General features: G+C 51.7%; 20 protein-coding genes. 11 read left to right on the plus strand and 9 right to left on the minus strand.

Annotated elements, in window-relative coordinates:
- Positions 1–2 precede the first annotated feature (2 nt).
- A complete protein-coding gene (gene aguB / locus ACGHM3_RS02800) occupies positions 3–875 on the plus strand; it encodes an N-carbamoylputrescine amidase (protein ID WP_345419697.1) in 873 nt (290 codons plus the stop codon).
- Here aguB and trxC read toward each other — a convergent pair.
- The 8 genes from trxC to ACGHM3_RS02840 form a co-directional block, all read right to left on the minus strand.
- Entirely contained in the window at positions 872–1,315 is a 444-nt protein-coding gene (trxC, locus tag ACGHM3_RS02805) for a thioredoxin TrxC (RefSeq protein ID WP_345419700.1), read from the minus strand. The genes aguB and trxC overlap by 4 nt on opposite strands.
- Positions 1,316–1,806: 491 nt before the next feature.
- Positions 1,807–2,412 (minus strand): NAD(P)H-dependent oxidoreductase, encoded by a 606-nt coding sequence (locus ACGHM3_RS02810; RefSeq protein WP_345419703.1) that lies wholly within the window; start codon positions 2,410–2,412, stop codon positions 1,807–1,809.
- A gap of 222 nt (positions 2,413–2,634) precedes the next feature.
- Entirely contained in the window at positions 2,635–3,384 is a 750-nt protein-coding gene (locus tag ACGHM3_RS02815) for a TIGR04219 family outer membrane beta-barrel protein (RefSeq protein WP_345419706.1), read from the minus strand.
- Between the two features lie 389 nt (positions 3,385–3,773).
- Complete coding sequence (gene fusA, locus ACGHM3_RS02820; RefSeq protein WP_345419709.1) at positions 3,774–5,861, minus strand: elongation factor G; 2,088 nt, start codon at positions 5,859–5,861, stop codon at positions 3,774–3,776.
- Between the two features lie 369 nt (positions 5,862–6,230).
- On the minus strand, positions 6,231–7,520 hold the full coding sequence (locus ACGHM3_RS02825) for an outer membrane beta-barrel protein (RefSeq protein WP_390517756.1): 1,290 nt from the start codon (positions 7,518–7,520) through the stop codon (positions 6,231–6,233).
- 112 nt (positions 7,521–7,632) lie between these two features.
- Complete coding sequence (locus tag ACGHM3_RS02830; protein ID WP_345419715.1) at positions 7,633–8,436, minus strand: hypothetical protein; 804 nt, start codon at positions 8,434–8,436, stop codon at positions 7,633–7,635.
- A gap of 9 nt (positions 8,437–8,445) precedes the next feature.
- Positions 8,446–9,960 (minus strand): hypothetical protein, encoded by a 1,515-nt coding sequence (locus tag ACGHM3_RS02835; protein ID WP_345419718.1) that lies wholly within the window; start codon positions 9,958–9,960, stop codon positions 8,446–8,448.
- Positions 9,961–10,017: 57 nt separating this feature from the next.
- On the minus strand, positions 10,018–10,704 hold the full coding sequence (locus tag ACGHM3_RS02840; protein WP_345419721.1) for an XrtA/PEP-CTERM system exopolysaccharide export protein: 687 nt from the start codon (positions 10,702–10,704) through the stop codon (positions 10,018–10,020).
- Positions 10,705–11,050: 346 nt separating this feature from the next.
- Between ACGHM3_RS02840 and ACGHM3_RS02845 the strand changes: the two genes are divergently transcribed.
- The 9 genes from ACGHM3_RS02845 to ACGHM3_RS02885 all read left to right on the plus strand — a co-directional run bounded on the left by ACGHM3_RS02845 (position 11,051) and on the right by ACGHM3_RS02885 (position 20,875).
- The gene (locus ACGHM3_RS02845; RefSeq protein WP_345419724.1) at positions 11,051–12,022 is read left to right on the plus strand and encodes a glycosyltransferase family 2 protein; all 972 of its coding nucleotides are present in this window, start codon (positions 11,051–11,053) and stop codon (positions 12,020–12,022) included.
- A 4-nt stretch (positions 12,023–12,026) separates the two neighbouring features.
- On the plus strand, positions 12,027–12,659 hold the full coding sequence (locus tag ACGHM3_RS02850) for a transferase (RefSeq protein WP_345419727.1): 633 nt from the start codon (positions 12,027–12,029) through the stop codon (positions 12,657–12,659).
- A gap of 379 nt (positions 12,660–13,038) precedes the next feature.
- Positions 13,039–13,842 carry a WecB/TagA/CpsF family glycosyltransferase gene (locus ACGHM3_RS02855; RefSeq protein ID WP_345419730.1) on the plus strand — a complete coding sequence of 268 codons (804 nt, stop codon included), beginning with the start codon at positions 13,039–13,041 and terminating at the stop codon, positions 13,840–13,842.
- A 22-nt stretch (positions 13,843–13,864) separates the two neighbouring features.
- A complete protein-coding gene (locus ACGHM3_RS02860) occupies positions 13,865–14,866 on the plus strand; it encodes a glycosyltransferase family A protein (RefSeq protein ID WP_345419733.1) in 1,002 nt (333 codons plus the stop codon).
- 119 nt (positions 14,867–14,985) lie between these two features.
- Positions 14,986–16,338, plus strand: a complete 1,353-nt coding sequence (locus ACGHM3_RS02865) for an oligosaccharide flippase family protein (RefSeq protein ID WP_345419736.1) — start codon at positions 14,986–14,988, stop codon at positions 16,336–16,338.
- Between the two features lie 60 nt (positions 16,339–16,398).
- Positions 16,399–17,304, plus strand: coding sequence for a sulfotransferase (locus ACGHM3_RS02870; RefSeq protein WP_345419739.1), 906 nt, complete (start codon positions 16,399–16,401; stop codon positions 17,302–17,304).
- Between the two features lie 116 nt (positions 17,305–17,420).
- Positions 17,421–17,615: a hypothetical protein gene (locus tag ACGHM3_RS02875; RefSeq protein ID WP_345419742.1), complete on the plus strand. Its 195-nt coding sequence runs from the start codon at positions 17,421–17,423 to the stop codon at positions 17,613–17,615.
- Positions 17,609–19,108 (plus strand): GMC family oxidoreductase, encoded by a 1,500-nt coding sequence (locus tag ACGHM3_RS02880; RefSeq protein ID WP_345419745.1) that lies wholly within the window; start codon positions 17,609–17,611, stop codon positions 19,106–19,108. The genes ACGHM3_RS02875 and ACGHM3_RS02880 overlap by 7 nt, the downstream gene beginning before the upstream one ends.
- A gap of 264 nt (positions 19,109–19,372) precedes the next feature.
- Positions 19,373–20,875 carry a hypothetical protein gene (locus ACGHM3_RS02885; RefSeq protein ID WP_345419748.1) on the plus strand — a complete coding sequence of 501 codons (1,503 nt, stop codon included), beginning with the start codon at positions 19,373–19,375 and terminating at the stop codon, positions 20,873–20,875.
- A 21-nt stretch (positions 20,876–20,896) separates the two neighbouring features.
- Here ACGHM3_RS02885 and ACGHM3_RS02890 read toward each other — a convergent pair whose 3' ends face one another.
- Positions 20,897–21,202, minus strand: a complete 306-nt coding sequence (locus tag ACGHM3_RS02890) for an antibiotic biosynthesis monooxygenase (RefSeq protein WP_345419750.1) — start codon at positions 21,200–21,202, stop codon at positions 20,897–20,899.
- Positions 21,203–21,537: 335 nt separating this feature from the next.
- On the opposite strand from ACGHM3_RS02890, the gene ACGHM3_RS02895 reads away from it, so the two are divergent.
- The gene (locus tag ACGHM3_RS02895) at positions 21,538–22,449 is read left to right on the plus strand and encodes a lysophospholipid acyltransferase family protein (RefSeq protein ID WP_345419753.1); all 912 of its coding nucleotides are present in this window, start codon (positions 21,538–21,540) and stop codon (positions 22,447–22,449) included.
- The last annotated feature ends 81 nt before the right edge of the window (positions 22,450–22,530 follow it).

Here is a 22,530-nt window from a genome sequence, read left to right on the forward strand (position 1 = left end):
TCATGAATCCCACAAGCTCTCAAGCGGTTACCGTGGCGGCCACGCAAATGGCGTGTACGGCTTGTAAAGCCACCAATCTACGCAACGCAGAGGCGTTGGTCGAGCAGGCGGCGCGGCAGGGAGCGCAAATTATTTTGTTGCAAGAGTTGTTTGCCGGGCCATATTTTTGCAAAACACAAAACCCGAGTTACTTCGACTGGGCAGAGCCGTTGGCCAGCAGCGATACCATCGCTTATTTTGCCGAGCTGGCAAAGCGATTACAGGTGGTGTTGCCCATCAGCTATTTTGAGCGCGCCAATAATGCGTTTTTTAATTCTTTGGTGGTGATTGATGCCGATGGCCAGGTGTTGGAAAACTACCGTAAAAGCCACATTCCCAACGGCCCAGGCTACCAAGAGAAACACTATTTTTCCCCCGGGGACACGGGCTTTAAGGTGTGGCAAACCCAATACGCTCGCATCGGAGTTGCCATCTGTTGGGATCAGTGGTTCCCCGAGGCCGCCCGCGCCTTGGCGTTAGCAGGTGCTGAGGTTTTATTTTACCCCACCGCCATTGGCTCTGAACCCCAAAGCCCGCACTACGATTCCCAGCCACATTGGCAGCGCGTTATGCAGGGCCACGCCGCCGCCAACATGCTGCCGGTGGTTGTGAGTAACCGAGTGGGAGTAGAAACAGACGATGATGTCAGCCTGACGTTTTACGGCAGCTCGTTTATCACCAGTGAAGATGGCGCCATACTGGCGCAGTTAAATCGGCAGCAAGAAGGTATTATTTGCCAGCGGTTAGACCTGCCCGCCATGGCAGAAAAACGCCGCGCTTGGGGCTTGTTTAGAGATCGCCGCCCCGATTTATATAAGCCACTCTTAAGCTATTAAATATCCATCACACCCTGCATTTTGAGCCATTGCTTTAGTTGCGGCAGCGGCATGGCGCCGGAACTGCGGGCGATTTCTTTGCCATCTTTAAACAACAATAGCGTCGGTATTGAGCGAATGCCCCATTGGCTGGCCAGGTTGGTTTGCGTTTGGGTATCCACTTTGGCCAAGCGTAGTTTTGGCTCTAGTTCTTCGGCGGCCTGCTCAAATATGGGGGTAAAAGTTCTGCATGGGCCACACCAGGGCGCCCAACAGTCGATTAATACCGGAGTGTAGTTGTTGGCCAACAACTTTTCGGCGGACTGCTGGGTGAGCGGCATAGGGGTGCCAGAGTAAAGTGGATCTTTACAAGCTCCGCAGATGGGGTTGTCTTGTAGGCGATCCACCAACAAGCGATTGGTGGCCGTGCAATTGGGGCAAGTAATATTAATTGTGGGCATGGAATATTTAACCACAGCTGAGCTGAGGTTCGCAGACTGTGGATTAAAGTGCGTAATAGCTCGCGCTCTCATGGCGCGTAAATTTGCAAAGTATATTAGACATGAATACCGCGCTACGCAATGGTGGGATGCGAAATTTAGTTGAAGGGATAGCCGTTACAAACAGCTGGGCTAGTCAATACAGTTGCTCACGATGCCGCTAAGGATTTATTTTTACTTGAGAGAATATAGATTCATTTCATATGCCAGTTTAGCTGACGCGTACGGGAGGTGCTTCTTACCTTCTTTTCTGGTGAGGCCAATGCATTTTAGAAAATGCATTGGCCGTTAGCTTTGCTTATTGGCTAAATTAAAACAGCCACGTAATGCGGCTGTATTCGATGTTTCTAAGCTCGATGTGCATTATTTTGATTTTACTTATATCGATACCACTTATATCGATGTCATTTATATCGATAGTCTGGGGGGGCAGCACAGTGTGCCGTTGGCGATTACGCCAGCAGCGTTTTGCTGAGGTTTTCGATTTGCTCTTGTGCTTTGGCTAGGCCGTTATCACGTTCCGGCGTGGCCAAACCTTCGGCGAAGACAAAGCTTAGTTGATTGTAACCAATGAATCCCAACATGGATTTTAAATACGGCGTTTGGGAGTCTGCATCGGTGCCTTGGTAGAAGCCGCCACGGGCACAGACCACTGCCACGGGTTTGGATTCTAACAGGCCAACGGAGCCTTGTTCGGTGTATTTAAAGGTGACTCCGGCTCGCGCTACGCGGTCAAAATACGCTTTTAGGGAGCTGGGGATACCAAAGTTGTACATAGGTACAGCAAAAATAATGGCATCGGCTTGTTTTAATTCGTCGATCAGGCCGTCGGATACTGCGGCTAAATTGGCTTGCTCCTGGCTACGCTCTTCTGCAGGTGTAGCCCATGCACCCATTTCTACTTGGGTGAGGTGTGGCAGATTTGTTTCGGCCAGATCGCGCAGTTGAATTTTGATCTCCTGGCTTTGGCTAAGCTTGTCTAACAAGGCGTTGGACAAATTGGTTGAAGTGCTGTTGTCTCCCAACAAAGACGATGTGACTAACAATACGTTTTTCATGTGACCTCCTAAGTCCGAATATGGGTGTATCTTCGGCTAGGGGCGGTGTTAAAGAAAGCGACGGAAATTGAATAGAATGTTCCAATAATCCGATGGATTTTGGTGAGGGTTTTTGAGTGGGAAGGGCAGGGCGCTAATGGAGCAGGCAGGCCGCTCTTAGCGGCGGCCAAAAAACGAGCCCCATAGAATCACGGGGCTGAAAAGTGGGAATTTAGGCGCCGATTAAAATACCAACATAATTTGCGCATAAGGGCCGTCGATGGTGATGTCGGCTTGAATGTCGTCTTCGTCCAGTTCCAATTCAAAGCTGCGGAAGCCGATTTCAAAATCCAAGTCGGCCAAAAATGGTATGACGTCGGTGGAGTAGCCGATGCGGGCGTTGTAGTCGATCAGCGAGCTGTCCCCAACCGAAAGCGCGTTACCTTCGGCGCCGACGTAAAAGCCGGTGAGGGGCAGATCTATGCGCACATCGGCAAACAGCATGGGTAAAGTAACGTCGAGGTCGACGGTTTCAGATTGGTTGGCTTGTTCCGACACCACTGAGGCCTCGCCGCTGAAGCTGCGAATATTTAAGCCGAGATCAACGTCAATGATCAGTTCCGGTAAGCCCCAGTATAGGGTTACGTCGGTGTGGCTTAGGTCGACGTCGGTCAGTACGTCGGTGTTCACGGTGAAGGTGGCGTCGTCTAGGGTGAAGGTCTCACTCAGTACCGTGTCGCCTTCGTAATCCAGCTCGGTACGTTTTAGTTTGATATTGGGCAGTACAGGCACGGGGTGCTCAAAGGCGATACTGAAAAACGTGCTGTTCTCTTCTTCCAGGGCCAGGTCTTCCACATCGGTGGAGGTTTCGCCCAGGGGGCCGCTTGGAGTGGCTTGCCACACGCCGGCAGCAATTTTTAAGTCAATTAGTGGCGCAGCAAAGGCGCTGCTGCTGCCCATCATCAGGGCCGCGAGTAAAAGCTTCTTGGTCATGGCTGTGTCCTAGGTGTGTCCTTTGTTTGCGCTGGTTGCGCGCTTCAGTTGCGCTTTGGTAGTGCGTCCTGAGGTTGTCCGGGCCAACTGCCGCAATTGTGGGTGGCGTTGCAGGGCTCTAGCAATGGACTTGTGCCCAGTTGCCGACAATCCTATTGCTCTATCAAAAATGCACTTCAAACAATGCATCTTAAACATAGTCGATTTAAGGAATAGCGCACGCTGTTATTTAATATTCGATAATGTTTAATACTATTGGCTGCTAATGCGCCGCTTTAGTAAAGCACACGGCGGTTAACCGTTTGTGAATGGCCTTACAACAGTCATTACTACAGGCACAAAAAAACCGCCCGAAGGCGGTTTTTGAAAGCGACCTTGTAAGGGTACGCTTATTTCTTGGCTCTACGCTCTTTCTCTTCGGCGATGACTTGCTCGGCAACTTGGTTAGGACATGGCAAGTAGTGCGAGAACTCCATGGAGAACTGGCCGCGACCGGAAGTGATGGTACGCAGGTGGCCAATGTAACCAAACATCTCAGCCAGCGGTACGTCGGCTTTGATGCGCACGCCGGTGGTGCCAGGCTCTTGGTCTTTGATCATACCGCGACGACGGTTGAGGTCGCCGATAACGTCACCTACGTTGTCGTCTGGTGAGAATACGTCCACTTTCATGATCGGCTCAATCAGCTGTGGGCCGGCTTTCGGCATAGACTGCCGGTAGGCGCCTTTAGCAGCGATTTCGAAGGCTACGGCGGAGGAGTCAACGGCGTGGTAACCACCGTCGTATAGGTCAACGTGTACGTCTAGCATTGGGAAGCCTGCCAGTGGGCCCTCTTCCATCATGCCGCGGAAGCCTTTCTCAATGGCAGGGAAGAATTCTTTTGGTACGTTACCACCAACAACGGTAGATTCGAAAGTAAAGCCTTCACCTGGTTCATTAGGACGGATGCGGTAGTCGATTTTACCGAACTGACCAGAACCACCAGACTGCTTCTTGTGGGTGTAGCTGTCTTCAACTGGCTGAGTGATGGTTTCGCGGTAAGCCACCTGAGGCGCGCCCACTTCCAGCTCTACACCATAGGTACGCTTAAGGATGTCGACTTTAATATCCAAGTGCAGCTCGCCCATACCTTTAAGGATGGTTTCGCCGGAATCCTCGTCGGTTTCAACCTGGAAGGAGGGATCTTCTGCAACCAGTTTACCGATCGCGATACCCATTTTCTCGGTGGCGGCTTTGTCTTTTGGCTTAACCGCAATAGAGATTACAGGCTCTGGGAAGATCATTGGCTCCAGAGTACATTCGTGGTTCGGATCGCACAGGGTGTGACCGGTTTGTACGTTCTTCATGCCAACTACCGCGATGATGTCGCCGGCTTGGGCAGTGGAAATTTCGGTACGGTCATCGGCGTGCATCTCAACCATACGGCCGATACGCTCGGTTTTGCCGGTGGCAGAGTTCAGGATGGTGTCGCCTTTTTTCATCACACCGGAGTAGATGCGGATAAAGGTCAGGGCGCCGAATCGGTCATCCATAATTTTAAAAGCCAAGGCGCGCAGAGGCTCTTCGGCAGATACGATGGCTTTTTCGCCAGTAGGTTCACCGGTTTCTGGGTCGGTAAGGTCTTGTGGATCAACCTGAGTTGGAGACGGCAGGTAATCGGTTACCGCGTCTAATACCAACTGGATACCTTTGTTTTTAAAGGCAGAACCACAGTAAGTTGGGAAGAAGGTTAGGTTGTGAGTACCTTTGCGGATACAGTCTTTCAGCTGCTCTTCGGTGGGCTCTTCGCCTTCCATGTAGGCCATCAAAAGGTCGTCGTCTTGCTCAAGGGCAGTTTCGATAAGCTGTTCGCGGTATTCGGCGGCCTTTTCAACCATATCCTCTGGGATATCAGTTACTTCGTAGTTTTCTGGCAGGCCAGTATCGTCCCAAACGTAGGCTTTTTGGCTCAGCAGATCAACTACACCTACGAAATCGTCTTCGATACCGATAGGCAGGGTCATTACCAGTGGGGTAGCGCCCAGTACTTTTTTCACCTGGCCAACAACGCGGTAGAAGTCCGCACCCATGCGGTCTAGCTTGTTAACGAAGATGATACGAGAAACTTCTGAGTCGTTAGCGTAGCGCCAGTTGGTCTCTGACTGCGGCTCAACACCACCGGAACCACAGAATACACCTACGCCACCGTCGAGTACCTTCAACGAGCGGTAAACTTCTACGGTGAAGTCGACGTGCCCGGGAGTATCGATGATGTTCAAGCGGTGGTCTTTCCAGAAACAGGTAGTAGCAGCGGACTGAATGGTAATACCGCGCTCGGCTTCTTGCTCCATGAAGTCAGTGGTGGCTGCACCATCGTGTACTTCACCGGTTTTGTGGATTTTACCGGTCAACTTCAGAATACGTTCGGTAGTCGTGGTTTTACCAGCGTCTACGTGGGCGAAGATACCGATGTTGCGATAGTGAGATAAATCAGTCATTGGTTTACTCGTAGGTTTAATATTACAAAGAGACGCAAGCTATATTGCCCGCGTCTCGGGTAAATTCCGATCGATAAATAACGTTTTTGCGCTCGAATGCCGCACCGTGCCTGGCTAGCAAATGGCTGCTGGCTGACTGTGGGCGGATTCCTGTCGTTGCCAGGGGCTCGACTCGGGTGGAATGAGCTAAGCATAGCAATTATCGAGATTTCGAGCGTGGTGGCCGCAGAACAGCGCGCCAGATTAGACTCGACATCAAAAAACGCGCGCAAGTATACAGGAAGAGTGACTTTGATTTGAACAAAAATTTGCCAAATAACCGCCCCAGCTAGGCCGATTTGGCTCGGTTGGGGAATTTAGGCCCTTCCGCTATGGCCGCAGGCGATAAGAGAACCCCAAAGTGGCCGCTTGTTCGGTAAAACTGAAGCCTTCTGCATCGGAGTCGCGCTCGCGATAGGTCAGTTCAAGGCGCACCTGCAAACGCTCGGTGGCGAAGTAGTTGGCGATGGCGTTATAGGCTGTGGTGGTGTTCTCCAGCGCGCCAATGCGATCGAAGTTTGCTTGGCGCAGACGCATATTGAGCGATGCGTCTAAGCGATTATTGAAGCGATGGCCTACTTCCGCCAGTAAGCTGAGGTTGGTTTGGTCCAGTGCTGGGCGCTCTTCGTAGTTTTCGTCGGCGATTTCAAAGCGGGCCGCGGCGAAGGTGCGGTCGTTGAAGGTGTGCTCGATACTAAAACGGTTGGAAATGAGCGTATAGCGGTCAACGGAGCGGGCATCACCGCTACCGATCTCGCTGGCATCGGTATCTAGGTTGAACTGGGAGCCGGCCAAATTACCGCGCGAAGAGTCTGTGATAAAATACTGTGAAAAGAACCCTAAAACTGTGTCGCCGGCGGTGTAATTCAAACCTAAAGACGCCGTAGGTGCAGTGAGGGTGTCCAATCCGTCGGTTTCTACCCGGTTAACACCCAAGGACGCCGAGTAACTCAAACGGCGCAACTCGGCGCTGTAAAAGCCGACCAAGCTGGAGTAGGTGTTGTCCTCAAAGGTGTCTTCATCGTAGGAGGCAGTAACCTGTTCGATGCGCAGGCCGGCGGTATCCACTCCAGATAACTCTCGCTCAGCCGTCAGTGCCACCCCGGTGGTTTCGTTGTCGATGGCGGTAGTTGGGCCATCGGACAGGCTGTCGTAGCTCACCTGGGTGTACAGGCCAGACAGATAGATTTGCTGGCGGCTGTTGTTCTGCAAGTACAGTATTGGAGTTACAGACGCGGTATCGCGGATTTGCTGGTTGGTGGGCAGATCGCGTGCGCCGGGTTGCACATACATGACTCGGCGGTCGTGATTGGCATCCAGAGCGACGCGTTGACGCAGGGCAGTGCCGTAAAAGTGGGTAGCACCGGCAAGTTCCGATTGCTCTGGGTAAAAGCCAAAATCTACGCCTACTTCTACGTTGGTGTAGCGATAGCCGGCATCCAGTTGCCAGTTTTGCTTTTCAACATCAACGGCAGCTTCAATCCAGGAGCGGTGTTCGGTTTTGTCGGTGGTGTTGTCTTCGACAAGATACGCGTTATCGCTGATTTCGGAGTTATGGCCGACATCAACGGCGAGTTCTGCCAAGCTGTGCAGTGGCAACAGTGCCAGTGATGCGCTCACCAGCCTGGCCAACCTATTATGTGTTCTCATGAGTATCCGGTGAGCCCTTTTAAACTAGAAGCGGCTCGGGCTTATGCGGGCGGCCTTGGTGCCGGCCGCACATTTTCGGCGGTTAGTCGGTTTCGCTAAATACCACGCCTGCAACTTTATTCTGCCCGAGCAACTCGATCGATTCATTGATCTGATTTGGCGTTGTCTCTTTGGATGGTACTACCAATACTGCCATGTCAGCGATGTCGGCCAAGATGGATGCCTCGGAATAATGTAATACCGGAGGCGTGTGAATAAAAATAAACACGTGGGGCAGAGAGTACTTAATTTCGTTAAAGATTCCACCCAGGCGGGGGTGGTTGAAAAACTCTGCTGCGGTGTCGGTATGGCAGCCGGTGGGGATGATTTTTAGGTGCTCTACGCCCGAGGGGTAGGTGGCGTCCGCCAGGGAGATATTGGAATCTCGCAGGTGGTCGGTGAGGCCAAAGTTGAACTCACGGATGGCCAAATCCTGGCGATCTTCAATGTAGGGGTCGCAATCAACGTAAATCGACGATTTGCTGGTGTCCATGGCGAAGGCCGTGGCCAAGTTAAACGCCACCTCGGAGTTGTGGCTGGACTTGCTACCAGCACTGGTCACCAGGGTGATGGAGCTAGAGCCGCCGGATTTACGCAGTAATTTGGTGCGTAGCTCGCGGTAGGCGTTGAGCACTTCCAGGTTATCCATACCCTGGTAGATGACACGCTTCGCGGCCATGGTTTCTGGTTTCCAAAGACGCTTACGCTCTTCTTTGGTCAGAACCATATCGCCGGCAATAAAGCGATTAACGAGATCGTGGCTAGTTGGGCTCGGCTCTTTGGTTGCAGTAACCGTAGTGCGGCTGGCCACTCGTTTGTCAGTGATGATTTGTTTTAACTTGTCCACAATATTCCTTTATTCGGCCATCAGCCAGAATGAGGCTAGGTAACCATACAAAATCAACGCTAAAACGGTCACGAGGATCAACATCCAGTTTGTCCTTGACTGGAAGATATGGAACGTTTCTTTCTCATATGCGGGTATGTTGACCACAATATCGATGCCATCAGGCAATCTGGACCGACTTAAGGCGCCGTAGCGTAGGCGAGGATCCGCCAGTACATATGCAAAGCATAGACCGATTGGCAGTAAAGCTGCAATAAATGGTGCTGCAGCGATAAAAACAATGGGTTGCGGGCCCTGGGACGTGAGAGGAATCACAGGGGTTTCCTGGATTCGATAGGTCATTCCTTGACCTTGTTGGTCAATGTTCATGGACAACTTAGCGTTTTCCCGACGCTGAATCATCTCTTCGTAGATGTCTTTGGTTTTGTCATAGTCGCGGGTGAGTTCGGCCAACTTAGCTTCATCCAAGGCGGCTTGGTCGGCACGGCCACTTTCACGGGCAAGAATACGTTCCAGAGACGTTTTACGGCGAGCCAAGGTCTCGGACAGCAGTTCAACTTCTGACAAGTTAGCGCGCAGATCTTCGAACAGAGAGGTCTCTTCCGAGGTGTCCGCAGGCAGATCGGGGTAGCGGGCGCGAAGGTCAGCCAGCTCGGTTTTCAACTGGAAGATTTGGCTTTTGGTGGAAATGATGTCTGGGTAGTCGTCTTGGAAGGACAGCTGTAAGTTTTGTAGGTTGGCCTCCGCCTCGCGCAATTGAGAAACCAGGACGTTTTGGTCGCTACGAGCGGACTGTAAGCTGCCTTCACGCTGAATTTGCACGCGCAGAGAACCGGCTTTGGCGCTGGATTCATCAATGGCGATTTCGATTTCTTCTAACTCAGCGCGAAGTTCGGTTATTCGTTTGAAGGAGCCACTCTCGGTGCCGTCCATATTGTCGATTTTGTAACGTGACAGGCGCTCTTCGGCCTCAGACAGTTGCTTTTTATATTCTTCAACTTGCTCGCTGATGAACCGATAGGCCTCGGCGCTCTCGGCTTGTTTCTCGGCGGTGGAGTTCTGCAAGAACACATCGATGATGGTGGTCAATGCGCGGTGGGAGTACTCAGGAGAAGGTGAAGCAAAGGATAGACGCAGTAATTTTTCGTCCACTACTTCGTAGGTGAGGAAGTTGGACAAGCGCGTGCGCGCCAGTTCAATTTCAGCACCGGTGGATACGTCATCAATAACACCCAAGTCGCGGGCCGCACGCTCCATGATGGTGGGCGAGTACAGCGTTTCGATAACAATGCTGGTGGGGCTGTTCATTTTGGTCATCGAAGCGCGGCCTTCCAGCAGCGGCTGGATGATCGATTTACGATCGGCCTGTATCAGCGCGGTGCTTACGTAGCTCTGCGGCAGGTTGATACCGATGAAGAAGATCAAAAAGGCGGCAAAGATCGCGGCCATAACGGCGGCGACCTTATGATGTACCAGTTCTTTGAATGCGTGCTTAAGTAAGCTTAAGATTTCTCTTAGTTCCATGAGAATTCAGTCTCGTGTACGGCTAAAACAGCTTAGTCCAATCCCTTGGCTGTCGGTTTAGAACAACCGCTCTGGCACAGAGAGGACGTCGGAGGGCTGTAAAGGATAGTTAGTTTCAAGTTTGCCTTTGTTAAGCAGATGGTCAAGGTTCACGGGATAAGCGGTCACTTTACCTGCCGATTTACGGTACAAAGTAGCGTTTTGGCCAGCCGCGAAATCGTTCAAACCATTGGCTAATAATACCAGGTCAAGAACGGTCATGCCTTCGCGGTAGGGCAGTGAAACTGGGGTATCAACGGCGCCAGTAATGCGTACACGACGCTGGAAATCTGAGCTGGCAGGGTTGGTAACAATAACAGTAACCTGGGGGCCTTTCAGAAAGTTGCTCAGCTTACCGGTGATATCGTTGGCCAACTGCATCGGGGTTTTGCCTGCGGCCATCATGTCGCCGGCCAAGGGCACCGATACTTTACCGTCTGGGCGCACGGGTATTTCAACGGAGAGGTCTGGGTTGCGCCAAACACTGATGGACAACTGATCGCCGATACCGACCATGTACTCGGTGATAGCATCCTGGGAAACCGTGGGTGCGGCGACGCTTTTGGATTTAGGCGCAAAGGTGGAGCAAGCGTTCATCATCATGGCGCCGGCGGCGATTGCTAAAATAGTTGCTAAACTTCTGGTAGCGCCGTTGGGGGTGGTCGGCTTGGTTTTGATTCCTGAGGCATGTTTCGCCGGGTACATTCGTTCACTCCATTCTATTATTTCAACGTTGCCGGTCTTGCGGGCGGGTCCATTCGGCCACCAAAATGCGGAAGACGCTAACTAGTGTAATTGTCTCATGCAGTAAGGGCCAGTTGTATTGGTGACTTTTCACCCGAACTGCGTGATATCTTAGATGAAAGTTGTGAGAAATCTCTGACAAAGGAAGGTTATTTTCAATAACTGTGACAACGATATCGTAAAATTGTCGTTGCTAGGTTAACTGTTTGGTTATGAAAGCCGGTACCATACTAACAAATTCATATATATTCACGCTCATCGATGGTCGGTGGGCGTCTCGTATACGGCCGCGCACGGAGTAGCAGGGATGAGTTGTAAGGTCGGTGTAGCAATCGTTAATTATAAAACCGCGCCTTTAGTGGTGGAGTGCTTGGCGGCACTTGCCGGTGCCGGCAAAGAAGGTGCGGCGATATCGGTGTGTGTGGTTGATAATGCTTCACCGGATGATTCGCTTAGTGTTTTAAATCAGGCGGTGGCCGAGCACAACTGGTCTGCTTGGGTAGATGTTATTGCCGCGCCTAAAAACGGTGGCTTTGCCTACGGCAACAATGTAGCGTTCGATCATCTCGCTAGTCTGCACTGCAGCCATTATTGGCTGTTAAATCCGGATACTCTACCCGGGCCGGATTCTCTGCAGGTGCTATTAGATTATTTGGCGGCACACCCCGAGGTAGGGTGTGTTGGCAGCCAGCTCACCGACGACGACGGTAGCGGCCAGCTTTCGGCATTTAATTTCCCCCGGCCGTTAGGTGAGTTTGTCGCCGCCAGCTCCATTGGGTTATTAATTCGTCTGCTGCCTAAGTTGGTGGTCGCAAGTCACACTATGAACCAGCGCGGTTCGGTGGAGTGGGTTGTGGGCGCGTCTATGCTGATGCGCGCCGAGGTGGTAAACCGTGTAGGGCATATGGATGAAAAGTACTTTCTCTACTATGAGGAGGTAGATTACTGCCGCAAAATTCACCAGGCCGGTTTTGATGTGCACTTTGTGCCCGAAAGCCGAGTGGTTCATCACGTAGGCGCCGCCACGGGCATTTCCGATTTGCGCCGCAAACAGCCGCCGCGCCGTCCCAGTTATTGGTTTGAATCTCGCCGCCGCTTCTTTCGTAAAAATTATGGCCTGTTCGGCGCGATTGTTGCCGATGTCTGTTGGGTGTTGGGTTTTAGCTGTTATCGCCTTAAATCGTTAATCACCGGTAACGGTTTCCCAATGCCGCCTAAATTCTTCACGGATTTTCTTTCACACTCGGTGCTCAATCCACTCAGCTACGGAAACGCCTAACGTCATGTCTGATATTTCCTTGTGGCGGCAAATCCAAGAAGATTGGATTGCCCACGAAAAAGACTGGACCAAGCCGGGTTTTCGCGCTGTTGCTGTGCATCGATTCGGTGTCTGGCGCATGTCGGTGCAGCCTAAACTGGTGCGAGCGCCGCTCAGTATGATTTATCGCGCCATGTATCGCCGAGTTAGAAACGTATACGGCATCGAGTTGCCCTATACCGTTAAACTGGGTCGCAGGGTGGTGTTTGAACACCAGGGCGGTGTGGTCATTCACGGTTACAGTGAAATCGGCGACGACAGCATTATTCGCCAGGGTGTTACTTTGGGTAATCGGCATTTGGATTGCCCTTTAGATGCGCCGGTTTTAGGTTGCAAGGTTAACGTTGGCGCCGGCGCCGCGATTATGGGCAAAGTGGTTTTGGGAGATGGCTGCGCGGTAGGTGCAAATGCCGTGGTCATCCATGATGTTGCAGCTGGCGATACCGTCGTGGGAATTCCTGCGCGCTCCATTAATCGTGCATCAGCCCAATCCAAGCCGCAGGTGTCGAATTCAGATGCCGTGGTTGATGAAGTGATCGACGAGGTGATCGATGGCACGGTTGCTGAGACACAATCCAGCAGCATACCCCAGCCATAATAGGTAAGCGAGGGTGTGGTTAATAGCCACAATTGTATGGTGTTTTGATGGAAAGAGATGGAGGCTCAGCGCGGCGATTGTGTGCTAATCTTGCGCCATGCACTTGAGTGATTTGCCAAGATCATCGGCGTTGAAAATTGCGCAGTTTGTGCCAACCTTAACTTACATGACGTATCTGGCGCCAAGGGATGATTCGCGCGGCACGTTTGCCCTGGCGGGCGTATAAACTCAACCATCTTTCACAGATTCTCAAACAGGGATCAATAGGCCGGTTTCGGCGTCATAATTTAAACGCTGGCGTCTGTTAAATTACGCAGACATGGCTTTAATTAAATACGGCGACGCAGTGCCTAATTAATAAGCAATACAGGAGTAGAGAATGAAACCGCGGAATAATCCAACGCCCTATGAGCAGTTACCCATGCTCAATGCTGCAGTGGATAATATTTCTATGCGGGAATTGCTCATGGAATTTAATGAAGGCATGCTCCTGACGTTGAACGTGGAGATGTTGGCGAAGTTGCAGTATGACCGCGAGTTCTACGATTTACTGCCCCAGTTCGATTACATCACCTGCGACAGCCAAATTATGTATTTCTACGCAAAATTGGTGGGTATGCCCATCAAGGAGCGTGTGTCTGGTTCTGACTTTTTTCCTGTATTTTATAACCACTATAAAGATAACCCTGATGTTTCCGTTTTTATCTGCGGCGGTGCCGAGGGTGTGGCCGAAACGGCCCGTCAAAATGTGAATGCCAAGGTTGGCCGAGAATTTGTGGTGGGTACGTCTTCACCGCCCATGGCTTTTGAGCGAAACCCCGAAGAACTGGACAAAGTCATCGATGCCATTAATGCCTCCGGCGCTACTGTGCTAATGGTGGCCCTGGGCAGTGCCCGGCAAGAGAAATTTATGTTTCAGATTCGCTCACGGGTACCGAAGGTTAAAATGTTTTTACCGCTGGGCGGCACGGTGGACTACGAAGCCGGTACCTTCCCGCGGCCATCTCCCTGGGTGACCAACGCCGGTCTGGAATGGTTGTACCGCTTGGTTAAAGAGCCCAAAAAGCGCTTTAAACGCTATGTGATTCAACAGCCGCCGGTGCTCTGGTTGCTGCTCAAGCAGCGTTTGGGAATTTACCGAGACCCGTTGGACGATGGCGAAGTGACGCGCGAAGCGTCCTAAGTCTACTGGGAACAGGTAACCCATGAGCAACACAATAGGCGCGGTCATCATCGGTCGTAACGAGGGTGAACGCCTTAAAAAATGCATACAGTCCATGCTGTCGGCCACGGATACTATGGTCTACGTAGATTCCGGTTCCAGCGACGACAGCGTGGCCTATGCCCGCGCCAACAGCGTACTGGTGGTGGAGCTAGACACTTCCATACCATTCTCCGCCGGCCGTGCTCGCAATGAGGGCTTCCAAACGCTGCTGCGAGCGACCCCTAACCTCGATTACGTTCAATTCGTCGATGGTGACTGCCAGCTATACCCAGACTGGATTGCCACTGCGGCGGAATTTTTGGACGCCAACCCACATTGCGCCCTGGTATGTGGCCAGCGCAAAGAAATCTACCCGCAAGCCAGCGTTTACAACACCCTGTGCGACATAGAGTGGAATACGCCGGTGGGCGAGGCTTTGGCTTCGGGCGGCGACTTTTTAGCGCGGGCCAATGCGCTATCCGAGGTGGGCGGCTTTGACCCAACGGTGATTGCTGGTGAAGAGCCGGAAATGTGTTTTCGTCTGAGAGAAAAAGGTTGGAAGATTTGGCGCATCGATTGTTTGATGACCCATCACGATGCGCAGATGACGCACATTAAACAGTGGTGGAATCGAGTAAAGCGCTGTGGCCATGCCTTTGCCCAGGGGGCTGCCATGCACGGCGACAGCCCAGAGCGTTACTACCGGCGCGAAGTGAAAAGCGTTATGGTGTGGGGCGGGTTGGTGCCGGCGGTGATGCTGTTGTGTTTATTGCTGTGGTTGGCCGGTGGTCCGCCTTGGCTGCTGCTCAGCTGGCTGGCGCCGGGGTTACTCTGGCTGAAAACCTTTCGGTGGGCGAAAAACGACCGCCAGTTGTCGATGAAGTACGCCGCTGTATACGCCTTTTACATTGTTTTGGGTAAAGTACCTGAGTTGGTGGGCATTCTTACGTACAAGCGCCGGGCCCGTAAAAAGCAAAATCTCACGATTATTGAATACAAATAGCTCCATTGTTTGTCCTTCGAACTGCTGTCATCTTTTTTGGGTGATTTGATTTACAAAAGCTCAGTCCGAGATCAAGAGGGAGGCAGTAACTGGCGTAGGCATACGCGCAAGGATCAACAATGCCCAATGTGTTAGTAAATTTTCTGTGGACCTTCTTCAGCCTAGCTGGCTCTCAGGGGGTTCGGTTAGTCTCCAATCTCTTTCTTACCCGCCTGTTGGCGCCCGAGCTATTCGGCTTAATGGCTGTGGTGAACAGTATTGCCATGGGCGTGCAGCTGTTTTCGGATATCGGTATACGCAACTCGGTTATTCACGGTTCCGCTAGCAAAATTGAGCGTTTCGACGATGTTGCCTGGACTGTCCAGATCCTGCGCGGCGGCTTAATTTATCTAGTACTAGCCGCCGTGGCCCACCCCTTTGAGCAATTCTACGGTAATGCGCAGCTCTCTGAGGTGTTGTTAATTTTGGCTTCTACCGCGTTGTTGCATGGTGTTGTACCCACCAAGGTCTACCACCTAGAACGCAACGTGCAAATGAAAAAGGTGGCCGCTATTGACTTCACCGCTCAGGTGTTGGGCAGCGTGGTTATGGTACTAGTAGCCTATGTGACCCGTGATATTTGGGCGTTGGTGGTGGGCTCTATCGTGATCGTCGCAGCCCGTATCGCCGCCTACTATGCATTTATCCCTGGCCCTAATAACCGTATGCACTGGGATAAATCCGCCGCAGTTGAAATTTTCAGCCGTGGACGCTGGATATTTCTGTCATCCATGGGGCTTTTTTTGGTCTCCCAGGGCGACAAGTTGGTTATGGGCAAATTATTACCACTGGAGTTTGTGGGTATCTACGCGGTGGGCGTCACCTTTTCAATGTTGATTGGTGAGCTGGCCAACAGCCTTTCCGCGAAGTTTTTGTTTCCTCTCTATCACAAGCTGAAAGACTCGGATAATAGCTTGTTGAGAGTGCGTAAAATGCGAATGCTGGGCTATGCTGTGGCCGCTTTGGCAGCTGCTCCGTTAATGTTTCTGGGCGATTGGATTATTAAAGTGCTCTACGATGAGCGCTACATTGCTGCCGGATGGATCTTGCAATTGACCGCTTTGGGCTCATTGTTTCAAACCTTAGATGCTAGCCTTCGCCCCCTGCTATTGGCCAACAGTGACTACTTCCGCATGATGATCTACCAATTTGCGAAAGGGATTATCTATCTGACACTGCTAATTGGTGGTTTTTATGCTTACGGCTTAGCCGGCTTAATTGCGGTGATCGTATTCTCACCGCTGATCAATCTAATTATCTTGCACGGCCTGGTTCGCAAGTACGGCTATCGTTGGGCCAGCTTAGATTTGGTGGTTTGTCTGCTATCTATTGTAGTGGTGGGTGCCGTATGGTACTGGGGCTGGAGTGATCCGGTAAGCCAGCTTACCCAATTTGAGTTGGCTGAGGTGTCAGTAGAGCCATCCAATCCCTAATTTTTGTTGATACCCTTACCTATAAAAGGGTGAGTTTGCCAAAGAAGGAACCCATGAATCATGTCTGATGCACCCTCGGCGCAGAACAGATTGCCAGACTTTTACATCATTGGCGCCGCAAAGTGCGGCACTACCACCTTGTATAAAGAGCTGGAAGCCGACGGCCGAATCTTTTTTTGTAGCCCTAAAGAGCCGTGTTTTTTTGATTCCGATGTGGCGTGGGATAAAGGCATAGATTGGTACCACTCGTTGTTTGCAGACGCTACTGCCGGCCAGCTTTGCGGTGAGGCTTCCACAAATTATACGCGCTGGCCACAAGTTGAGGCTGTACCGGAGCGTATCCATCAGTACTCGCCTGATGCCAAGTTGATCTACATAATGCGAGACCCGGTGAAGCGGGCGCACTCTCACTATGTACACCGTTGGACAAAAGAAACCCACCGCCACAAGCCTTTCACTATGGGTGTGCGAGAATATATAGAGCAGGATCCCATGTGTTTCGACAGTGGCCGTTATTGCGACCAAATTGAGCAGTATTTGCGGTATTTTCCTCGCGACCAAGTATTGCTATTGGTGTTCGAGGACATGCTGGCAGACCAGCAAGCGTGCTTGCACCGGGTATACGAATTTTTAGGTTTGCAATGGCAAGAGCCACAGCAACAAGATTTAAAGTCCGAGAATGTCAGCGCTGATTTTCGCTACCATCTCAAACGCCACCAGATGATGGAAAAGTACAAAGCGCTCAAATTTATGCGCAATTTCACAAAGCTGCTGCCTAAGTCAACGCGGGATTTTCTTTATAACAAAGTGGTTGATAAACTCCCTGGATACAAATCCATCGATGCCGGCTTTGAGCCTGTGCCTTTATCTGAGGGTGATCGGCAGTGGTTGGTGGAGCTCTATCGGCCTCATAATCAGCGCTTGAGCCAGCAGTTCGGTATTGATGTGAGTCGATGGCAGAACTAGCGCCTCACCGATACCATTGCCATCATTTCAAATGGATTACCTTCGCCATACACATTCTGTTTGGCAACCTATCGTTCGGTTTACCCAGCACCGCTCACGGATTAAGGGAGTAGCTTGTGCAATTAAAAAGACGAAATTTGCTCAAAGGCGTACTTGCTAGCGCGGCAGCGCCGCTCACTGCAACCGCCGCTGATAGAAAACTATCAAACAATGCCCGAGTGGTGAAACTCCGGCCTGGCTATTACAGCGTAGATGGCTGGGTTGTTAACGAGCAAGAGCTAACCCAGCTGCGTAAGGATGGCTTATGTTAACGGATTTAAGCGCTCTCAATGGTCAGGCGTTTCAGCCAGATACTTACGATGTAGTGATTGCTGGGGCAGGGCCTGCTGGTATTACTTTGGCGCGCAAGCTGTCCGCGGGTGGCAAACGCGTGGCTCTGCTTGAAGGTGGTGGGCTTTCCTACACCCAGGAATCCCAGGACGTATACAGCCTGTCAGAGCAATCCAACGAATTTACCCGCATGTATTTCGCCTCTACCCGGCTGCGCTTTTTTGGCGGTACGTCCAATCACTGGGCCGGTCGCTGCAGCCCAATGCGAGAGCTGGATTTCACCGAACGAAGCTCAGCCTATAAGGAATCCGGTTGGCCTGTTTCTTTGGCGGAGATTCAGCCTTATTTGGCGGAGGCGCGGGATATTTTGGATGTTAGCACGCCGGAGGAATTCCCTATTACGCCGGGTACTGTGCCAATGGCTAAAGGCTTTGAGCCCGACGTTGCCATCATCAGCGCGCCCACGCGCTTCGGCACCAAGTATCTGGATGAGGTACAAAATAACAGTAATATAGATTTGTTCATCAACGCTAACTTGGTGGACATCCGATTGACCGATGACCTCACCGCCACCGCCGCCTACCGAGTACGCAATTACGCCGGTGACGAGTACGATTTTACCGGCCAAGACTACATCCTGGCGCTTGGGGCTATCGAAAACGCCCGCCTAATGCTGGCCAGTAATTCTCAACTCAGTGATGGCGTGGGTAACGCCGAAGGCATGGTAGGCGCCTGCTACATGGACCACTACAACATCACCATGGGTGAGTTTGTGGCCAATTACTCGGCTTGGGGCGACGCCAATCGCATGTCGTATTTCACCACGCGGCAGTTTTCTGAGGCTAACGACATAGGCAGCTCCAACGTCACTATCAAGTACGGCTCGCCGATTAAAACCTACGGTAATTTTGCCGGGGTGAAAAAGTTTTTAGCCACTCAGTCCTGTCGTATGGGAATGGAAGGCGCCATGCAAAAATTGTTTCCCTTCCACTGTTCGGATACAGGGTTAATTACCACGTTAACCGAACAAGAGCCCTCCCGCAGTAACCGGGTGGTGCTCACCGAAGAAACCGACGCACTGGGCTTGCCCAAGGCTAAGGTGGAGTGGTCGCTCACCGACTTCGACCAGCGTACCATCCGCGAAATCGCCAAAGAAATGGCCGTCCAAATGACCGAGGCGGGTCTTGGCCGGGTGCAACTGCCGGAGTTCATCACCGACGAATCGCTGGAGATCCCATTCTATGGCCACGCTCATCACCTGGGCACCACCCGCATGGCCCAGGATGCCATCGATGGCGTGGTAAACACCGACTGCAAAGTGTTTGGTAACGATAACTTGTACGTCGCAGGCTCCAGTATTTTCCCCCGTGGCGGCGGCCATAACCCAACCATGCCGCTGGTGCAGTTTGCTCTGCGATTGTCCGACCACTTGTTGGCCGTGGACGAATCGCCTGCCATACTAAATCCTAGTTAAGGCCGTTTGGCCGAGCCACGCAGGGAGATCGGCTCGGCCCTTTGGCACCAAAATGTCGCCGCTGAACTTGCGTTTCTGGCAATTTGCGGCTTAGCTAAACACTTCTATAAGTTGTTGGCGCTGGTGTAAGCTTGCAGGTAATCCGCGCGCTCAAGGTCATTAAGTGGCCTGCATCCGCCTTAGCTCATTACAAAATACAGGGACGACCTTGCAATCTGTTAAACTCCCCCACAAATTCACCGTGTTGAGAGCGATTTAGTCTCAATGTTACTGCCTGCTTTTGTTTACCTGATTCTGATTGCCGGTTTTGCTGCGTATATTTACCGCACGCAACTGGATGAGCAGGATGCCTATAAATGGCTAATATGCGTTGGTATTTTTACCGCAGCGGTTACCTTAAACCGCAATGTGTGGTTGCTCTATGCTGCAGTTATTGGCGTTGGTTGGTATATAGTCCCCAAAGACCCCGAAAAACGCATTTTCTATTACTTAACGTTGTTTTGTATCCTGCCGCGCCTGTCCTACGAGGTACCGTTCCCTGGCGTCAATTATTTGATCGTCATGGAATACCCGTTTATTTTGTCCTTGGCGTTGCTACTGCCGTTGTTTTGGCAGTTTCGCAAGGCCGGAGTGCCGCATTCCAAATTTGATTTATTAATCGCGGTGTACCTCGTTTACGTGACCTACCGTGAATTCTCCTTTGACGACTCCTTCACTTACTGGGCACGTTTGGTCCTGGTTAATTTCTTTAGCGTTTGGGTGCCTTACTACGTCATCGCCAACGCGCCTGGGGATTTAAAGCGTTACATGGTGGCGCTGCTGTACGGTGGTATTTATCTCACCGTGGCCGCCAATGTGGAGTGGGCGCTTACCTGGCAAATATTCGCCAACATTACCCAGTATGTGAACGATATTGTGTTCAGTCGGTTATCCACTGCTTACTATTTCCGTGGCTTGGGTTTGCGTATCAGCAGTTCGTGGATGAACCCCATTTCCTTCGGCGTTTTTGCCGCCGGTACTTGCTATTTGTTGTTGATGCTGCAAAAGCTGGGTAAAAGCCGCTCCATGCTGACTTTTGCCCTGGCAGGTTTGGCGTTGTCTGCCACATTGTTCACCGATTCTCGCGGTGCCTTGCTCACCATGATTATCGCTTTGGGCGTGCAGGCGTATTTTTATTCGCCCACCCCGGTGTGGAAAAACACATATAAACTGTGTTTTGTGGTGGCGGTGTTATTGGTGGCCATGAATTTCCAGACATTTATGGATCTCGACCCCTCCGGTACCTTCCAGTATCGGGCAGACTTATTGGTGTATTCCAAGGATGCCTTTTTCGCCAACCCGATATGGGGTGACGTTAACTTCCGAGATAACTACACACTTTCGGCCAATATGACCCAGGGCCAGGGCATCGTAGATATTGTTAACCACTACCTAAACGTTGCGCTACGCTACGGTGCCGTGGGGTTGTTTCTGTACCTGTTAATTTGGACCAGTATCATTGCGCGGATGATCAGCCGGGTGTCGCAACTGCAATCCTTAGGCGATCACCGTTACCACGCTGGCAGCATCTTGGTGTCGTTAATGGTGGGTGTTGCCATTGTGATTTACACCGTAAGTTTGGTGGGTTACTTGCCAGAATACATCTTTATGTTGATGGGCTTGGCCTCCGCGTATTTAAAAAGTACCGGCGACCGGCCAAAAACCAAGGCGACGGCCATGGCCGCTCATACCGATCCGCCGGTGTTTACCGGTCGCAGGTTTAACTGAGGCAGTTGTCCAATCTCTTGTTTAAACCACTTGCTTAAAACACTCCAATTGCGGTGGGCCTAAATAAATATCCCTTTTGGTGCCACCGGCATTGGCGTGGGCTTTTCTAAACGCCTCTGATTGCGTCCAATCTTTAAACGCTTGTTCGCTTTCCCACACCGAGTGGGAGGCAAACAAGGTGTACCCCTCGTTGTTCGGCCCTTGCAGTAGTTCAAACGATTTAAAACCCGGCACCTCGGCTAAAAAGGTATCGCGGTTTTGCCAAATTTCGATAAATTCTTGTTCCCGACCGGAGGCGACTTTAAAACGGTTCATTGCCAAATACACAGTGATTCTCCTGGATGTGTGGATAGGACGCATAATTAGAACGGCGCCGGTTAAAAACACCTGCCATTGACGTTGTGGTAATGGCGAATAGTAAATGCCGTATTGTTCTGACCACACCAGTCGGCTTCGGTGCCGCTGCGCTGACGAACTTAAGGCGCACCAAAAATGGCGCGCAATTGGAAAATAAAATCTCGCATTGTAAAAAGCTCATAATATGCACTGCTGCAACTTTTCTGTCATAGCGCCGGTGGTATAGTCGCAAACTTTTAAAAGTGACAAACTTTTGGCTGGCCCTTGGGTGTTGCCGTGAAAAGTTCACCAATGGCGGTATTGTTATGTCTCATCACACTTCGGCAGGCGAAGCTAACCCGTTTCAGATTCCTCGCTTGGCGCGCTGGTTGGCTGCACCGATGGAGTGGGCGACGGGCTTAAAAGCGCTAGCCCGCCTTTATCGGGCCCGGCCGGAAGAAGCGCGCGGGGCGCAGCAATACCACGAGTTTTTATCGTTCGCGTTAAAGAGCTTAAAAGCCGGTTTGGAGCCCGACGACTACGGCGCCTTGGGGCACATTCCAGCCCAGGGGCCGGTGATATTTGTGGCCAATCATCCCCTGGGTGCCCTAGAGGGCCTCGCCATGACCGATATGTTGTTGCATATCCGGCCAGATACAAAAGTACTGACCAACGAATTACTCACCCAGGTGCCGGAACTGCAATCGGTGTTTTTTGGGGTGGATGTGCTCAGTGGCAATGCCCAAGCTGCCAACACCCGAGGCATGCGCAGTTTATATAAGCATTTAGGTACCGGTGGCGCGGTGTTGATTTACCCCGCGGGGGAGGTCTCTGGCTTTAATACCCATAGTGGCCAAATTCAAGACCCGGCCTGGCAACCCCTGGTGGGGCGCCTGGCCCGGCGTTACCAAGCGGCCTGTGTACCGTTTTGGGTGCAAGGCCGCAACAGTTGGTGGTTTTACGCGTTGGGGGTGGTGCATCCGTTCCTGCGTACCTTGCGGCTGCCTAAGGAGCTGCTTAACAAACGCGGCACCCGTTTTAAACTGCTGGTGGGCAAGACCATTGAAGCCCAGCGCTTGGTCGAGTGCGCCAACGACCGTGCCGCCACGGCCTATCTGCGCCACTGCTGCGAGCTGCTGGCTCGCAAAGCCGGGATTAAACCGGCCGGAATCCGGGTGATGAAGGTAAAGAAAGGCAGTACCAGTGTGGAGCAAAGCGACATAGCGCGGGGCAAATAGTCACCTTGCCCAAGCAAGATACCGCGTTGGCGCATTTGCATTCCGCACATTTGCATTACAATAGGCGCAATTCTGTATTTC

It is taken from the genome of Halioxenophilus aromaticivorans (assembly GCF_042850945.1).
Taxonomy (GTDB): Bacteria; Pseudomonadota; Gammaproteobacteria; order Pseudomonadales; family Cellvibrionaceae; genus Halioxenophilus; species Halioxenophilus aromaticivorans.

Excerpts from the sequence above, each read along its gene's own strand:
- aguB (WP_345419697.1), top strand. The coding sequence starts at position 3 with ATGAATCCCACAAGCTCTCAAGCGGTTACCGTGGCGGCCACGCAAATG.
- trxC (WP_345419700.1), bottom strand. The coding sequence starts at position 1,315 with ATGCCCACAATTAATATTACTTGCCCCAATTGCACGGCCACCAATCGC.
- ACGHM3_RS02810 (WP_345419703.1), bottom strand. The coding sequence starts at position 2,412 with ATGAAAAACGTATTGTTAGTCACATCGTCTTTGTTGGGAGACAACAGC.
- ACGHM3_RS02815 (WP_345419706.1), bottom strand. The coding sequence starts at position 3,384 with ATGACCAAGAAGCTTTTACTCGCGGCCCTGATGATGGGCAGCAGCAGC.
- fusA (WP_345419709.1), bottom strand. The coding sequence starts at position 5,861 with ATGACTGATTTATCTCACTATCGCAACATCGGTATCTTCGCCCACGTA.
- ACGHM3_RS02835 (WP_345419718.1), bottom strand. The coding sequence starts at position 9,960 with ATGGAACTAAGAGAAATCTTAAGCTTACTTAAGCACGCATTCAAAGAA.
- ACGHM3_RS02840 (WP_345419721.1), bottom strand. The coding sequence starts at position 10,704 with ATGTACCCGGCGAAACATGCCTCAGGAATCAAAACCAAGCCGACCACC.
- ACGHM3_RS02845 (WP_345419724.1), top strand. The coding sequence starts at position 11,051 with ATGAGTTGTAAGGTCGGTGTAGCAATCGTTAATTATAAAACCGCGCCT.
- ACGHM3_RS02850 (WP_345419727.1), top strand. The coding sequence starts at position 12,027 with ATGTCTGATATTTCCTTGTGGCGGCAAATCCAAGAAGATTGGATTGCC.
- ACGHM3_RS02855 (WP_345419730.1), top strand. The coding sequence starts at position 13,039 with ATGAAACCGCGGAATAATCCAACGCCCTATGAGCAGTTACCCATGCTC.
- ACGHM3_RS02860 (WP_345419733.1), top strand. The coding sequence starts at position 13,865 with ATGAGCAACACAATAGGCGCGGTCATCATCGGTCGTAACGAGGGTGAA.
- ACGHM3_RS02865 (WP_345419736.1), top strand. The coding sequence starts at position 14,986 with ATGCCCAATGTGTTAGTAAATTTTCTGTGGACCTTCTTCAGCCTAGCT.
- ACGHM3_RS02870 (WP_345419739.1), top strand. The coding sequence starts at position 16,399 with ATGTCTGATGCACCCTCGGCGCAGAACAGATTGCCAGACTTTTACATC.
- ACGHM3_RS02880 (WP_345419745.1), top strand. The coding sequence starts at position 17,609 with ATGTTAACGGATTTAAGCGCTCTCAATGGTCAGGCGTTTCAGCCAGAT.
- ACGHM3_RS02885 (WP_345419748.1), top strand. The coding sequence starts at position 19,373 with ATGTTACTGCCTGCTTTTGTTTACCTGATTCTGATTGCCGGTTTTGCT.
- ACGHM3_RS02895 (WP_345419753.1), top strand. The coding sequence starts at position 21,538 with ATGTCTCATCACACTTCGGCAGGCGAAGCTAACCCGTTTCAGATTCCT.